Consider the following 15258-nt stretch of genomic DNA (forward strand, 5'->3'; position numbering starts at 1 on the left):
GACGCCGACGTGCGGACGGGAGCCGCTCCCCAGTGGAAACATTCAACCGACTACCGGCGCGTCTCCAGGTATGGGCGAACCAGCAGGCGGCGACGCACCCGCGAACGCACAGGTCGGAGACGGGTGGACCGCGGTCATCGAGGACATGGAGGCGACCGCGGCGGAGTACCGGGAGCGCGGGTGGACGACGCTCGAACTGCACCCCGGCGACTCGGTCCTCGTCGACTCGGACCGCCGGACCGGCCTCGACGTCGTCCTCCCCGGCCCGGAGTTCGAGGACCTCGAATCGCTCGTCGGCGACCGGGAGTTCCGAGACGTCGAGGTGTTCCGGGCGGAGGGCGACGGGCTGGTCTACCTGCTCGTCGTCGAGATCGCCCCCGAGAGCGAGACGGCCGCGTTCGTCCCCGCGTACTACGATCCGAGCCGGGCGGCGGAGACGATCGAATCGATCAGGGACGCGGGGGTCGTGCGGCTCTTCTGTCGCCGACTGAACGACGACACCGTTCGGTTCGTCCACGACGACCCGACGCCGTTCCTCCCGGCACCCGTCGAGTGACCGCGGTCCGGTGAGCGCGGAGGAGACGGGAAATCGCGTTTCGGGACCGATAGAAGCAATAAAAAGAGATCGCTCGGCGTCGGACGTGACCGTTAGAGGATGCCGGCGGCCTCGGCGGTCTCGACGATGTCCTGGGCCATCTTGTTGGTCGCCTCGTCGACCATCTGCCCGTCGACGCTCACGGCGCCTTTGCCCTCCTCCATCGCCTCGGCGTAGGCGTCGACGATGCGCTTGGCGCGCTCGGCGGTCTCCGGGTCCGGCGCGAACACTTCGTTGCCGATCTCGATCTGCGACGGGTGGATCGCCCACTTGCCGTCGCAGCCGATCATGTTGGCGCGCTCGGCCGAGTCGCGGAAGCCGTCGGGGTCTTCGATGTCGGCGTACGGGCCGTCGAGGCACGGCAGCCCGGCCGACTTCGCGGCGGAGTTACACTCGGAGAGGGCGTGGTGCCAGTAGTGGCCCGGATACTCCGGGAACTGGCCGATGTCGAGTCCGGGCGTCCCCATCGCCGCGGAGTAGTCGCCGGGGCCGAAGATGATGGAGGAGAGCCGGTCGGAGGCGTGCGCGATGTCGTGGACGTTGTGGATCCCCTCGCCGTCCTCGATCTGGGGTTCGAGGCCGATGCCGCCGACCTCCAGGTCGTTGTTCTCCTCGACCTGCGCGAGGAGGTTCTCGACGGTGTGGACGTCGCTGGCGGACTTGACCTTCGGGACGATGATGTCGTCGATGAACTCGCCCGCCTCGCCGACGACCGTGATCAGGTCGTCGTACCACCACTTGGTGTCGATCCCGTTCATCCGGAAGCTGAGGACTTTGTCGCTCCAGTCCTCCTCGCGGGCGGCCTCGATAAGCGGCTCGCGCGCGTCCGGCTTGGCGTTCGGCGCCACGGAGTCCTCCAGGTCGAGGAACACCTCGTCGGCGTCGCTGTCGGCCGCCGAGTGCATCATTTTCTCGTCGCTCGCGGGCGTTGCAAGCTGCGTCCGGCGAAGAGTGACGTCCGTCATATAGCGGCTCTACCACGCTCGGCCACGGAAATAAAGCTACCTCACGCGGGGGTATTTTCTCTGAGTCGGAAGCGAGTGAATATCGGCGCGACGCGGTTCCCCGGCGGCGGGTCCGCCGACCTCGACGCGGGCGGAGCACCGGCGGCGCGGTCGCTGGCGGCGCGATTGCTGGCGGGGGCGGCGACCGCGAAAAATCGTCGGGGTTCGGGGCGGAGTCGCCTCCGGCCGCGTCAGTCGTCGGCCGGGGCGCGCGGCTCGGCCGGCGGTTCCGCGTCGTCGGCCGAATCGTCGACGGCCTCGACGTCGGGGGTCTCGTCGAGCCGTTCGTCCGCCTCCTCGGACCGGTGACGCTCTCGGATCTCCTCGATCGAGCGCGCCTCGATGTGATGATGGCACATGACAACTGTTCGCAAGGCTCGGTCGCTCATAAGCATTGTGCCGAGAGCAGCGTCTAAAGCGGCCGAGACCGCAGTGCTACGGTTTTACCAGCACCTTGATCGCCTCGCGCTCGTCCATCATCCGGTACCCCTCGGCGACCCCGTCGAGCCCGACCGTCTCGGTGAAGACCGGCGCGGGGTCGAGCGTCCCCTGCAGCACGTCGGCCATCAGCTCCTCGGCGTACGCGCGGACGGGGGCGACGCCCCCGGCGAGCGTGACGTTGTCGCCGAACAGGCCGAAGGCGTCGAGGCCCTCCTCCTCGACGCCGTACGGCACCCCGATGTAGCCGATCCGACCGCCGGGGCGGACGGCGTCGATCGCGGTGTTCATCGCGCTCGCGGCGCCGACGCACTCCATCACGCGGTTCGGCCCGCCGTAGGTCAGCTCCCGAATCCGCTCGACCGCGGCCTCCCCGCGCTCGGAGACGGTCTCGGTGGCGCCGAACTCCTCGGCGAGTTCGAGCCTGTCCTCGTGGTGGCCCACCGCGATAATTCGCTCGGCGCCGAGCCGGCGCGCGGCGAGGACGCCGCAGAGCCCGACCGCGCCGTCGCCGACGACGGCCACCGTCGAGCCCGCCTCGACGCCCGCGCTGACGGCCGCGTGGTGGCCGGTCCCCAGCACGTCGGTCAGGGGTAAAAGCGAGCGGAGCGTCTCCTCGTCGTCGGCGTGGCGGTCGGGGACGCGCACGAGCGTCCCGTCCGCGTGGGTCGACCGGACGTACTCGCCCTGGCCGCCGCCGTTGTCGCCGCCCCACGAGTCGCCGTTCGCGCAGGAGGTGTGGAGCCCCTTCCGGCAGAACTCGCACTCGCCGCAGGAGATGGCGAACGGCGCGAGCACGCGGTCGCCGGGGGCGACCGAGGTCACGTCGTCGCCGACCGCCTCGACGATCCCCATCGGCTCGTGGCCGACCGGGGACCCCTCGTCGCGATCGCTGTCGCCGCGGTAGAACCAGAGGTCCGAGCCGCAGATCGCGGTGTGAGTCACCCGGACGATCGCGTCGGTCGGGGCCTCGATCTCGGGGCGGGGTCGCTCTTCGACGTCGATCTCGCCGGGACCGTTGAAGACGGCTGCGCGCATGCGGTCCGTTTCCGGCGGGCGAGACAAAAGTGAGAGGGTGACGGAACCCGGTCGGGGCGGAAATCGGACGATCGATCGGCCGACGGTCGGGCCGGTTCGGGTCGGTGGTCGAGTCGGTGCGGTCCAGTGGTCGAGTCGGTGCGGGCCGGTAGCCGGACCGGTGCGGTCCGGTGGTCGAGTCGATGCGGACCGCGCCGCCTACGGCTCCAGGACGACGCGGAACCGCGCCTCGTTGTCGGCCATGCGGTCGTACGCGGCGGCGACGTCGTCGAGCGCGTACGTCTCGACCTCGGGGGTGATGTCGCGCAGGGCACTGAACTCAAGGGTGTCCTGCGAGTCGCGGGCGTGGCCCGACCCCCAGCCCTCGACCGCGCCGCGCGTCCCGACGAGCTGCTGGGCGTCGACCGCCACCGGCTCGCCGGGGATCCCGGCGACGATCACGGAACCGTCGATCCCGAGCCCGCCCACGACCGACTCGATGGCGTCGCTCGCGGGCGCGGTCGTGAGGACGGCGCTCGCGCCGCCCAGCTCCGAGAGCCGTTCGGCCGGGTCCTCCTCGGCGGCGTTCACGAAGTGGTCGGCGCCGAGCTCCCTCGCGAGCGACTCCTTGTCGGGGCTGCGCGAGACCGCGACCGTCTCGTAGCCGGCCGCGTGGGCGTACTGGACCCCGAGGTGGCCGAGGCCGCCGACGCCGACGACCGCGACGAGGTCGCCGGCCCGGGCGTCCGAGTTGCGCAGGGCGTTGTAGGTCGTGATCCCGGCGCAGAGCAGCGGCGCGGCGTCGACCGCGTCGAGGGCGTCGGGGATCGCAGCCAGCGCCTCGGCGGGGACCGTCGCGTACTCGGCGTAGCCGCCGTCGAAGCTCAGGCCGGTGATCTCGGCGTTCTCGCACTGGAGGAACTGCCCGCGGCGACACGGCTCGCAGGTGAAGCAGTGCCCGCCGTGCCAGCCCGCGCCGACGCGCTCGCCCGGCTCCCACGCCTCGACCGCGTCGCCGACCGCGTCGACCGTCCCGGCGATCTCGTGGCCGGGGACGCGCGGGTAGCTCACGCCGGGGTACGCCCCCTCCACGACGAACTCGTCGCTGCGGCAGATCCCGCACGCCTCGACGGCGACCCGGACCTCGCCGGGACCGGGCTCGGGGACCGCTCGCTCTTCGAGTTCGAACTCGGCGCCGGGTTCCGGGACGACCGCGGCTCGCATGGTGTCCGTCATCGGTGCCCCGTCCGTCCGAGACGGGCAAGAAGTTGGCGACGGCGGCGAGGCGGTCGGTCGGTGACGGCAGCGAAGCGGTCGGTCGGCGGCGGCGGTGCGGTCGGTGGTGATGGTGGTGAGGCGGCCGGCGACGGCGGCGGCCCCGCGTTCGTTTCTCCGCGATTAAACATCGAGGTAGTGACAGAAAAGAACCCTTAACCGGGTCAGGCGGTCACCCGCCGATCGAACGATGACGCGGTCCAGCGACCCGCCGACACGCCGGCGGCGCGGGCGGGAGGTCCGCCCGTGAGCGACGGTCCGACGCTCCGAATCGCCGACGAGTCCGACGGGGACCGGGACGGCGCGGTGCCGGCGCCCGTCCCGCCGGACGACCCCGAGGCGTGGTACGCGCCCGAGGTGCGGGCGCAGTACGAGGCCGCGCCGGGCGTCGTCGCCACTATGCGCGAGCGCGACGGCGGGCGGTTCGGCTACGACGTGCGGGAGCCGCCGCTGTCGCCCGCCGACGAGGCGGCGCTGGAGCGCGTCCGCGACCACTTCTCCGCGGTCCGGCACCGCCGCCCGCTCACTCGCGTCGGCGTCGTCGAACGGGCCGAGGCGGGGTTCGAGCCGAAGTACGACCGCGCGCTCGACCGCCTGCTCGACGCGAGCGCCGCCGCGCGCCGGCGGGTCGGCTACCACGCGCTGCGTGACCTCCGGCTACTCGGCGACGTGACGCCGCTCGCGCTGGACGACCGGATCGAGGTGGCCGACGTGGGCGACGAGCGCGAGCTGGTCGTCCACACGGAGACCTTCGCGCCCCTGGAGACGGGGATCGACGCCGACGCCGACTACGTGGAGCGGGTCGCCGCCGAGCGGCTCGCGCGGTACGCGGTCGGCTTCGCGGGGCTCTCGGTGGACGTGGTCGTCTACCGCGAGCGGCTGCTCGGCTCCGACGCGTTCGAGACGAAGTACGCGGTGTTGGAACCGGACCTCCTCCCGGGGGACGCGGCGCTGATCGAGGAGTGCAAAGAGCGGATCTGGGAGACGACCGTCGACGGCGCCGTGGACGACCGCGAGGCGTTCGTCGCCGAGCACGCGCGGCGGTTCCTCTCGCGGCGGCTCACCGCGCGCAACACCCGGGCGTGGCTCGACGCGGCGGCCCACCGCGTCCGGTCCGCGCTGGCCGACCGCGGGCTCGCCGTGCCGCCGGTCGACTCGCGGTACGCCCGCGACCGGCTCGACGACCTGGCGTACTACGTGCTCCGCGACTTCGTCGGCGAGGGGATCCTCACGGTCCCGATCCGGGACCCGAACCTGGAGGACGTGGAGGCCAACCGGGTCGGCGAGCGCGTGAAGGTCGTCCCGCGGGCGTCAGTGCTGCGGGGGGCGGACGCCGAGGGCGACGGCGCCGCGGGGGGCGGGAGCGACCGCGACGCGGCGACCCCCGACGCCGGCGCCCGAGTCCCCACCAACCTCGCGTTCGAGGACGAGACGACGTTCGTTAACGTCGTCACGGGGCTGGCGGCCCGCGACGGCACCGAGCTCAACGCCTCGACGCCGTCGGCGAAGGTGAACCTCGACGTGGAGGGGGTCGACGAGACGGTCCGCTGTGCGGTGGCGCTGCCCGTCATCTCCGCCGACGGCCCCCACGTCTCGATCCGGAAGCAGAGCCCGGACGCCATGACGCCGGTCGACCTGATCGAGCGGGGGACGCTCTCGGCCGACCTCGTCACGCTGCTGTGGCTGCTGTACGAGCACCGCGGCGTCGTCCTCTTCGCCGGGCCGACCGGCGTGGGGAAGACGACGCTGCTCAACGCGCACACCCCCTTAATCCCGTTCGACGACCGGCCGGTGTCGATCGACGAGGGCTCCCGGGAGGTGCGGCTCCCGCACGAGACCGGGGTGTCGCTCACGACCCGCGAGCACGAGGAGGCGTACAAGGCCGTGAGCATGTCGGAGCTGATGACCGAGGCGAACTACCTGAATCCGGACGTCGAGGTGATCGCCGAGATATGTGTATCTGTGTGAGTAAGATCTAATTACAGATCGAGTCCCCTTAGCACTGTACGGCCGTAGCCGCCTCTTGCTGCCGTTGACGTCGACACCACGGCGGTCTCTCGGCGCGGGACGGACGTCGGACGGGCGGGACCGCCGTTAGAAGTGGGAGACCGTCGTCTCCTCGACGTCGACAGGCTCCCGACCCCCGTCGTCGTCAACGAGACGCGAATCGATCGGACGAAATGGATCGACGCCGACAATCGTGGTACCGTCGGCGAGTCTGATTGTCTCAGTCACCGTCTCGTCGTCGTCGAGTTCACGGGCATGGTCGAACATGCACGCCCGTCACTCGGGGGCGGCAGACATATCAGTATTCTGTAAAGTCGGCGCGACAGATACCGAGTGTGTCGCACGACTGCGACACAACGGCCTTGTTTCTGCGACCTACTCCCGTGAAAAATAGCTCGGCAGGAAAGCCCCCGTACGGTGTGGGAGGGCTTCTCGACGGCCGTCTCTGTGGGTCAACCTTAGGGTTAGACGCCCGAGACCGCCGTCGCTCGGCGTCGCACGGCCGTCTCTCGCCTCGTCTACTTACATGAAGGTGATGAACACATAAACAAGCAGCACAAGAACAAACCCAACCACAAACACCGCCTTTGCGACAGCTGCCGTTGCCTTGCCTGACTCCATGGTCCCGTCGCCTGTGAGCGATTGGTACCCCCTCACGCCATCTTCCACCACGCTCGCCAGTTCCTCGAATCCATCACCAGTGGGACCGCTACCATCAGCACGGTTATACTGATCTGCTGACGCTCCCTCTCCGTAGTTGGTTTTCTTCTTGTGAATGAACTTGACAGGAGCGGCATCCGGGTCCATCCCCATTCCCATCTGATTCTCATAGTCGTTCTTCAGTTTCCGCCACCCATCCATGTCATCAATCCCGCAGGCAAGTGCAATCACATGAGTATACTCTTTCTGGTACTCCTCGATCTGCCCTCGAAGCTTCTTTGTTTGGCTGTTGCTAAGGTCACGCTTCATTTCGATTCCAATATCACCGTTCACCACAACGTCACCATTAACGTTACCGTGCTCACGCTCAACTACGATCTCCTCAGTAGGGCCGAGCATCATGTCGTTTCCCGAATTGAGCCGTTGATCCAAGTACTCCTGTAACTCGTTTTGGAACTTTGACTCATGTCCGTATGCTTCGGAGGGAGTCCAGTCCTCAATCGCTGAGGACACTTTGCTGGCTAACTGTTGGTTGTTGCCAAGGAACATTTTGTGTTGGCCCAACATGACAGCGACATGTACTTAATCGTACTGGACCGCGAGTCAACTGCAAACTCGCACTACATCCACTTGACCGCCGTCGCTCGTCGTTGCACGGCCGTCGACCGCGGTGTTAACCAACACTCGGCGGTGATAGGTCCGACTGTTGGTTAAGACAACTGACGGCCCTCACTCTGCGGGTGACCGATATGCGACGAAAGTGGGGGCGCGACGATGGGCGACTGATACGCAACGTGATAGGTATCCGGGCGTCGACATGGGACCGCCTTGGTTGGCGCGTGTGCGGAAATCGCGCGCTCACGCTCCACATACACTATTGTCACATGCAGTATACCGATGTGCGGCGCCAAGCACACAGACATCGGTCCGGCCAGCGCATGCGCGGACGTCCGGGTGACGCGCGTGAAGCGGCGAAATCAGATTTTAGCGATTTGCTCGTTGTGATACCGCAGGAATTCCTCGTCAATATCGTGGTCCGGAGCGACCTCTAATGTACTTCCGTCAGTATCTGACTGAGTGTGCGTTATTTCCAAGCTCATAGGGTCGACACGGATCATTCCGTAGTCAAAATCGGCATGATGGTTCGGACAGAGGACCAGAATGTTCCGCCTGTTGTCGGGGCCTTCATGCGGTCGGCCGAGCGGCTTGAGATGATGCGCCTCTGAGTATGTATCGCTAGGGGACTTGAGACGTGTGTCGCCGCAGACCATACACACGTCATCGTACGTTTCTTTCATTTCCCGAGTCAGAGTTGTGTCTCGTATTGGTCGCGTCGACTCCGTACGTGTTCGGTCTGGTTGCTCATAGTCGGCTGGTTGATTGTCCTCCTCAATCTCTGTCTCAAGCACATCACGCAGACGGGATTTGCTCGACTCCGAGATACTGTGAGATAGCAGATGACTCACGTATGCTTCAATCACCTCCTCGCTCCCGATGGCAGTCCCCATAATGTGCGGCGTCTCAAGCGGGAAATCACCCGTCCAGTCTTCCCTAAAGGGTGTACTTAGCTCTCTTTCAGGTTGTCCCCGACAGTAAAGGATCCATTCGTAGTCCAACATTTCACCGTCGTGATCCCGCCACGAATCTGCTAATATCGATTGGTCGGTAACGCGTCTGGCCTCTTCAAACGTCCAAATACCACGGACGCCTATACCCTTCTCACGTACTATGAACAAGTCACCCGGGTCAAGCCTTGACGGGTCTGGGGAACGGCCCCCTTCAGGTATTCCATGCCACGGCTCACCAAGGTGGTGATCAGGATGCTTTGTCCCGTCGGTCGGCCCTCGAACGCAGTGATCCCAGTGCGATTCCAGCGTGTTCAAAACCCAAGCATTAGCCATATTACATGCTCTTACTGACTCAAGTAAAACGCTGTGCAAAAGCTCGGCCTGAACGACGCGCCTACCGCCATAGAGATCAGTCGACCTCGCACAGCCTCCGTCAAGGCATGAGAACATCCTCATATCGGCGTGTATTGACGCGCTAAGACGAGTCAACCGCTACCGAGAGGGAAACATCGTATAGAGTCGGAATCCGCTCAGCGCGCCGTTACAGACGTATCTCGAACCGCAGTATAGACGCCCGACACCTCGAACTCGGGACAGTCGCCGAGAGGCGTTTCAATCGCCCACAACCGCTGTCACTCCTCAAATGTTGGGTTTGCTTCTCGATATGCCTCACGGGCTTCTTTGTCAGTGATCTTCAGGTACACTTCTGTTTGGGAAATGTCCGTATGGCCCATCAGCTGCTGGAGGTACCGTATATCGACGCCCTCCTCCAACATCCGAACCGCAAACGTATGTCGAAGAGTATGAGGCGTCACCTTCCGCCGTGGATTACCGCTCGCATCGTGGTACATTACTTCTTGAATCCCCGCTTCCTCGGCGGCTTTTTTGATGATCTCACCGATACGGTTGGGTGACAGTTGCTCAGACTGTTCCGTCACGAACAGATACTCACTGCGCTGCGCAGGCTTGTTACTCGCCCGATACTTGTCGAGCCACAGATCAAGCTCAGGCGACAAGTCAGAATACGGAACAGTGCGGACCTTCTGTTTCTTGTCATCTCGAAGGGTAACAGCCCGCTTGTCGCGGTCAATATCATCTAACTTGATACTCGTAACTTCGTTTCGTCTCGCCCCGACCTGAATCATCAGTTTTACGAGTAGTTCGTTACGAACCTTCGGCGCGGGGACGCTCTCACGTAGCTTCCGAGTCTCCTCGGCCTCCAGATAAACAACACCTTCCTTGTCGGCAAACTCTTGTTTCCTCGTGGTGGTACCATAGCTGTCGACATATCTTCCGATATTCGCATTTTTGACAGGATTATCTTGACGATCCGTATAGCCAAGATCGATCGCCGCATCAAACATTTCCGATAGCGTCTGCTTCGTGCCGACAAGTGAGTGAGGGGCGAGCCCGCGGTCATCTTCGCTGTTTAGGAAGTCAACGACATCACCTGTATCCGCCTTAAGTGGGGAGCCCTCACCGTTCTCTTCCCACCAGCTGCTAAACTGTCGAAGTCGGCTCACACGAGCGTCGCTGGGGCCGCTCACTATTTTCGGGGCGATACTGTCGACGTCATCGTGTAGTCCGTCCATCGTTACACCTCCTTCCAGTAGACTGACTGTTCACCGACCCGATCGGTCTTGACACGTCCGCTCTTTTGTTCCATGAATCGAACAGTATGACCGACGACACCCTCGCCGTAGGGGAGTTTCTCGGCGAGTTGTCCGACGGTCTCGCCGTCGCCGACGTCGTCACCTTCGGGGAGTGCCTCGAACACCTCTCCGTCAGGGTACGCACGGGGCTCATCGACTTGTGCCTCTTTCGGCACGGAACCTCTGTCCTCAACGCGGGTGACACCATCCTCAATCTCGACGACATGCTCCTCAACCCGTTGAACCCGCTCTAGCAGCTCGGCGAGACGATCATCATCCGCTTGTCCGTCACCGTCGTCGTTCGTCTGTCCACTCGGCGCGTGACTTTGGTCAATCTCGTTCTTGACGGCGGTACGGATTAGCCCCGACAGTGACGTGTAATTGTCCGACTCGTCGACGAAGTCCGTCCACCGCTCTTTCGTCTCCGATTCAACTCGCATGTTGACGCGGGTGTACTCTCCCTCGCCCATGTGAGTACAACAAACCTCTGTGTACATAAATTTTAATCACAAAAAGACACTTATCGCCGAGATCAACACGCCCGCGAGCTTCGAGACGTTCGCGGAGACGCTGAACACGGGCCACGGCGTGATCGGGTCGACGCACGCCGAGGACGTCGAGGCGCTCGCGAACCGCGTGGTCGAGCGCGGGCTCCCGCCGTACCTCCTCCGCGAGATCGATCTCGTCGTCTTCCCGCGGCAGATCGACGGCGAGCGGTACGTCTCGCGGGCGGTCGAGCTCCTCTCGGCCGAGGAGTACGAGGCCCTCGACCCGGAGGCGAAGCGGAGCCCCGCCGGGAACCCCGAGCGCGGCGGCGCCGGCGTCGTCGACAAGGGCGGCGAGGCGGTGTACTACAACGCGGTCGCGTGGCGCGACGCGGACGGGGCGTTCCGGTTCCCGGGCGCGCCGGAGGGCGACGCGGCGGGCGCCACCGACGGGGGACCGCGCCTCCGCGCGTTCGACCGGATCGCCGACCACACCGACCGCGAGGTCGACGCCGTGCGGTCGGAGTTCGCCGCCAAGCGGCGGTACGTCGAGTACCTCGTCCGGGAGGGGGTCGACGACGCCGACGCGCTGTTCGAGTTCCTCGCCGACCTCCGGACCGACGAGGCCGCGACCGTCGAGCGCGCGGCGCGGACGATGTGCCGCGAGGACGGCGGCGCCGGCGGGGGCGACCGAGCCGGAGAGGGCGACGGAGCCGACGGGGGCGACCGGCGCGGCGACCGGAGGCGGCCGTGAGCCGGGAGCCGACCGCCGACGGCGACGACGGGAGCGGCGGGCTCGGGCGAGCCGTCGACGCCGCCGAGGCCGACGGGTTCCTGCGGGAGGGTCGCTCGGCCGTGATCGACCGGGCCCTCTACGCGCTGTTCGCGCGGCACGCGGGCGACCGGCGGCACGACGCCGACCGGAAGCGGTACCGCGGGACCGCGCTGGACACCGGGTTCGAGACGTACCTGTCGCGGGTGTACGGGTGCTCGTGGCTCGTCGCGCTCGCCGTCGCCGCGCCGACCCTCCTCGTCGCGATCGGCGCGGTGCCGGGGCTGCTCGCGGTCGCCGAGCGGGCGGTCGGGGGCGCCGCGCCGGTCGGGTCGGCGTCGCCCGCGGCGGTCGCCGTCGGGCTCGCCGCGGCGGCCGGGCTCCTCGCGAAGCGGGCGACGGTGCGGCTCGGCGGGCTCCGCCTCCGGTGGCTCACGGCGACGCGCCGGACCGACATCGAGCGGACGCTCCCGGCGGCCGTCCGGTACCTCGAACTGCTCGCGTCCGGGAGCGACGGCCCCCGCGAGATGGTCGAGAAGACCGCCGCGAGCGACGCCTACGGCGGGACGGCCACCTCGCTGCGGAAGGCGCTCAACGCGGCGCGGCTCGCCGGGAGCCTCGACGAGGGGCTCCGGCGGGTCGCGCGCGACACGCCCTCGCGGGAGCTGCTCGCCCCCTTCCTCCTGAAGTTCCGCAAGCACGCGGCGACCGGCGACGCGGCGCTCGCGGAGTATCTCCGGACCGAGAGCCGGATGCTCGCCCACCGACAGGACCGGGCCCGCAAGCGCGCCCGGCGGTTCTTGGAGCTGCTCACGGAGCTGTTCGTCGCCGTGCTGGTGCTGCCGGCGCTGCTCGTCATCGCGGCGACCGCGCTCACGGTCGTCGTCCCCGAGCTGCTTCCGCCGGTCGAGACGCCGGTCGGGGTGGTGCCGACGCGGGCGGTCGTGCTCTACGGGGCCGTCGCCTTCCTCGTCGCCATCGGCCTCGCCGGCGCGGTCGCCGTCGGGACGCTCCGCCCGCCGAACCAGCGCGCGAGCTACGACCTGCCGGGGTCGCCGCGCGAGATCCTCGGCTCAGTCGGGCGCAATCCGGCGAGCGCCGCGGTCCTCTGCGCGCCGCCGGCCGCCCTGCTCGCGGTCGGCCTCGCGCTCGCGGGGACCACCCTGGTCAACGTGGCGCTGCTCGCGTACGCGGCGTTCGCGGTGCCCGTGGGCGCGGTCGCGGTCAGGCGCACCCGGATCGACGACGCGAAGGACCGGGAGCTCGCCGACTTCGTCCACGCCGTCTCCGGCCACGTCGCGCACGGGCGCCCGTTCCCGGACGCGGTCGCGACCGTCGCTCGCGACGTCGACCTCGGCGTGCTCGACGACGACGTGGCCGACCTCGCGTTCGCGCTGAGATCGACGACGGCGACCGGGGGCGACGAGGGGCCCGCCGACGTGCGCGCGGCCGCCATCGACCGGTTCGTCGAGCGCGTGGGGACCCCGCTCGCCGAGGGGACGCTCGGGCTCGTCACCGGCGCGCTGAACGCCGGCGGCGACGCCGACGCCGTCTTCGAGACGCTCCGGATCGAGGTGGGACAGCTGTACAGCGAGCAGCGCGCGCTCCGCTCGTCGATGCACCCGTACGTCGCGGTCGGCTGGGCGGCGGCCGCGCTGGTCGCCGCCGTCGTCGCCGTCGTCAACACCCAGGTGATCGACGCCGCGCGGCTCGCCGACCTCGCCGCCGCCACCGACCTCGTGACCGAGCCGGAGACGGTCCACCCGGAGCTCGAACGGTTCCGGCTGTACGTGGTCACGCAGGCGACGATGCTCGCGTCCGGCTGGTTCGCCGGCACCGCCTCCCGCGGGCGCTACGAGGCGCTGCTCCACTCCGGGCTGCTCGTGGCGATCTGTCACGCCGTCTTCGCCGTCGGCGGGCTGGTGTAGCCGCGAGCGTCCCGGTACGGCCGTTACCCGTCGACGACGCGAGCGTCACCCCCGCCCGACGGCGCGGCCGGCCCGGTCGCGGGCTTCGAGCGCCCAGACGTTCGGGTCCTCCCGGAACTCGTACTCGGTGAGATGGGTCGCCTGATAGGCGTTGTCCGCCATCGCCTCGCGCGCGGCGTCCCACTCCCCCGGCGCGATGCGGTCGATCGGGCCGGCGACGATCGCGCTCCGCCACGACCCGTCGGGATCGACGTCGAACGCGGCGAAGCTCGCGACCTCGGACTGCGCCGCGTACGTCGCCTTCCGGAGCTCGTCGGTCCCGCCGAGGAAGGCGAAGTACAGCGTGTCGTCGCCGTCGTAGCCGAACGACAGCGGCACGCCGTAGGGAACCCCGTCGGCGCTCATCGAGAGCACGCCGACGCCGATCTCCGTCAGGAACTCGTCGACGGCGGCGTCGTCCATGTCGGTGCCGAGCAGCGCTTGGTACCGTGTCATACAGTAGCGGGACGCACGCCGGACGGAAGTAGCCGGACGCGGTTTCTCGCCCGCTCGAAACGCGGGTCGGCGCCGCGACGGACGCGATCGGGGGTTCGCGGCCGCGCGGGGACGAGCGCGTCGCCGCGGCGCCGGTCGCGCTCGCCCCGAACCGCGTCGGGGCTCGGTAACGCTCGGTAGCGCTCGGTAACGCCCCGTAACGCTCGGGAGCGGTCCCGAGTAACGGTTATAGTGGTATCCCCCGGATACCGACTCGTGAGCAACCACAACGGTCGACCGGACCACCGGGTCGCGTTCGTCTGCGTGCAGAACGCGGGACGGAGCCAGATGGCGGCGGCGTTCGCGGCGCGCGAGCTCGACCGTCGTAACGCGGGCGATCGGGTCGAGATCGTCACCGGCGGGACGCGGCCCGCCGACCGCGTTCACGGCGTCGTCGTCGAGGCGATGAGGGAGGTGGACATCGACCTCGGCGGTCGGACGCCGCGAGAGGTGACGCCCGAGGAGCTGCGCGCGGTCGACCTCGTCGTCACGATGGGCTGTTCGGCGTCGGACGTCTGCCCGGCGACGTGGAACGGCGAGAGCCGCGACTGGGGGCTCGACGACCCGCACGAGCGTCCGATCGAGGACGTGCGCGCGATCCGCGACGAGATCGAGGGCCGCGTCGGCGCGCTGTTCGACGAGCTGCTGTCGGAACCGGCGGACGCGGAGTGAGGCGGGGATGGGCGGGATCGGGGCACCACCCGTCGACGAGACTCGACGCGTTCACCGGCCTGCTCGGCAGCCGCGTTTTCGAGACGCGAGATATCCGTATTTGTTGATCAGAGTCCTATATATCTGAACATACCAGTATAAATCGGGATTCTTGTACCCGCGCTCTGTGGGCGTAATTATGCCACGTGCCGTACTCCTCGCCTGTCCGGTATGCGACGCCGTGCTGGCGATCAGAAGTAAGCGGGCCGAGGTTTCGAAGCGATCCCTTCGTGCGACCGCAAAGCGCCACCTGATCGAACACGAACTCATTGAGTCGAAGGCCGCGATTCGGAAGCACGCGGTGGCCGCAAACGCCGTCGAAGTGATCGTCTCCCCGGAGGAGTATCAACGGCTTCCCGTCGACGAGTGGACGGACCGCGACGCGGCGGGGATCCCGGACGACGCGGTCAGTGGCCACGAGTTCGGGAGCGACGGGGTCGGGTCGTCGTCCGACCCGGCCGTCGAGACCGGCTCGCCCCGCTCCGCCTCCAAGGAGGGACCCTCGCAGTGAGGGTCGCGGAGCGACCGCTGGGCGTGCACCCGACGACAGCTATCCGGCGTGAATCGAGACGACGAGGCAGGTTACACCTCGCGGACTCCGGGACCGATTCA

Annotated in this window: 15 protein-coding genes and 2 pseudogenes; 7 read left to right on the forward strand and 10 right to left on the reverse strand. The window is 67.5% G+C overall.

The window, feature by feature from the left end:
• Positions 1-70: 70 nt before the first annotated feature.
• Complete coding sequence (locus tag NO900_RS10770) at positions 71-556, forward strand: DUF7529 family protein (protein ID WP_256409225.1); 486 nt, start codon at positions 71-73, stop codon at positions 554-556.
• A 92-nt stretch (positions 557-648) separates the two neighbouring features.
• Here the strand turns inward: NO900_RS10770 and NO900_RS10775 are convergent, their stop codons facing one another.
• The 4 genes from NO900_RS10775 to NO900_RS10790 form a co-directional block, all read right to left on the reverse strand.
• The gene (locus tag NO900_RS10775; protein ID WP_256409226.1) at positions 649-1560 is read right to left on the reverse strand and encodes an HpcH/HpaI aldolase/citrate lyase family protein; all 912 of its coding nucleotides are present in this window, start codon (positions 1558-1560) and stop codon (positions 649-651) included.
• 230 nt (positions 1561-1790) lie between these two features.
• Positions 1791-1988: a hypothetical protein gene (locus tag NO900_RS10780; RefSeq protein WP_256409227.1), complete on the reverse strand. Its 198-nt coding sequence runs from the start codon at positions 1986-1988 to the stop codon at positions 1791-1793.
• A gap of 46 nt (positions 1989-2034) precedes the next feature.
• Entirely contained in the window at positions 2035-3075 is a 1041-nt protein-coding gene (locus NO900_RS10785) for a zinc-dependent alcohol dehydrogenase family protein (protein ID WP_256409228.1), read from the reverse strand.
• 198 nt (positions 3076-3273) lie between these two features.
• Positions 3274-4278, reverse strand: coding sequence for an alcohol dehydrogenase (locus NO900_RS10790; protein WP_256409272.1), 1005 nt, complete (start codon positions 4276-4278; stop codon positions 3274-3276).
• Between the two features lie 72 nt (positions 4279-4350).
• Between NO900_RS10790 and NO900_RS10795 the strand changes: the two genes are divergently transcribed.
• Complete coding sequence (locus NO900_RS10795) at positions 4351-4488, forward strand: hypothetical protein (protein ID WP_256409229.1); 138 nt, start codon at positions 4351-4353, stop codon at positions 4486-4488.
• A gap of 87 nt (positions 4489-4575) precedes the next feature.
• Positions 4576-6282 (forward strand): annotated as a pseudogene (locus tag NO900_RS10800) (type II/IV secretion system ATPase subunit); the annotation flags it as partial.
• Positions 6283-6423: 141 nt separating this feature from the next.
• On the opposite strand, the gene NO900_RS10805 reads toward NO900_RS10800, so the two are convergent.
• From NO900_RS10805 to NO900_RS10825, 5 genes are all read right to left on the reverse strand, one after another.
• Positions 6424-6603 (reverse strand): hypothetical protein, encoded by a 180-nt coding sequence (locus NO900_RS10805; protein ID WP_256409230.1) that lies wholly within the window; start codon positions 6601-6603, stop codon positions 6424-6426.
• 255 nt (positions 6604-6858) lie between these two features.
• Positions 6859-7545 carry a hypothetical protein gene (locus tag NO900_RS10810; protein WP_256409231.1) on the reverse strand — a complete coding sequence of 229 codons (687 nt, stop codon included), beginning with the start codon at positions 7543-7545 and terminating at the stop codon, positions 6859-6861.
• 428 nt (positions 7546-7973) lie between these two features.
• Entirely contained in the window at positions 7974-8897 is a 924-nt protein-coding gene (locus tag NO900_RS10815) for an HNH endonuclease (RefSeq protein WP_256409232.1), read from the reverse strand.
• 299 nt (positions 8898-9196) lie between these two features.
• Positions 9197-10156, reverse strand: coding sequence for a tyrosine-type recombinase/integrase (locus NO900_RS10820; RefSeq protein WP_256409233.1), 960 nt, complete (start codon positions 10154-10156; stop codon positions 9197-9199).
• A gap of 2 nt (positions 10157-10158) precedes the next feature.
• Entirely contained in the window at positions 10159-10686 is a 528-nt protein-coding gene (locus tag NO900_RS10825) for a hypothetical protein (protein WP_256409234.1), read from the reverse strand.
• Between the two features lie 49 nt (positions 10687-10735).
• On the opposite strand from NO900_RS10825, the pseudogene NO900_RS10830 reads away from it, so the two are divergent.
• Positions 10736-11455: pseudogene (locus NO900_RS10830) on the forward strand (secretion system protein); the annotation flags it as partial.
• Positions 11452-13401, forward strand: coding sequence for a type II secretion system F family protein (locus NO900_RS10835; protein WP_256409235.1), 1950 nt, complete (start codon positions 11452-11454; stop codon positions 13399-13401). The pseudogene NO900_RS10830 and the gene NO900_RS10835, both read left to right, overlap by 4 nt.
• Positions 13402-13446: 45 nt before the next feature.
• On the opposite strand, the gene NO900_RS10840 is transcribed toward NO900_RS10835, so the two are convergent.
• Positions 13447-13896 carry a pyridoxamine 5'-phosphate oxidase family protein gene (locus NO900_RS10840; protein WP_256409236.1) on the reverse strand — a complete coding sequence of 150 codons (450 nt, stop codon included), beginning with the start codon at positions 13894-13896 and terminating at the stop codon, positions 13447-13449.
• A 255-nt stretch (positions 13897-14151) separates the two neighbouring features.
• Between NO900_RS10840 and NO900_RS10845 the strand changes: the two genes are divergently transcribed.
• Complete coding sequence (locus tag NO900_RS10845) at positions 14152-14607, forward strand: arsenate reductase/protein-tyrosine-phosphatase family protein (protein ID WP_256409237.1); 456 nt, start codon at positions 14152-14154, stop codon at positions 14605-14607.
• 178 nt (positions 14608-14785) lie between these two features.
• Positions 14786-15157: a hypothetical protein gene (locus NO900_RS10850; protein WP_256409238.1), complete on the forward strand. Its 372-nt coding sequence runs from the start codon at positions 14786-14788 to the stop codon at positions 15155-15157.
• The last annotated feature ends 101 nt before the right edge of the window (positions 15158-15258 follow it).

It is taken from the genome of Halorubrum rutilum, from assembly GCF_024494565.1.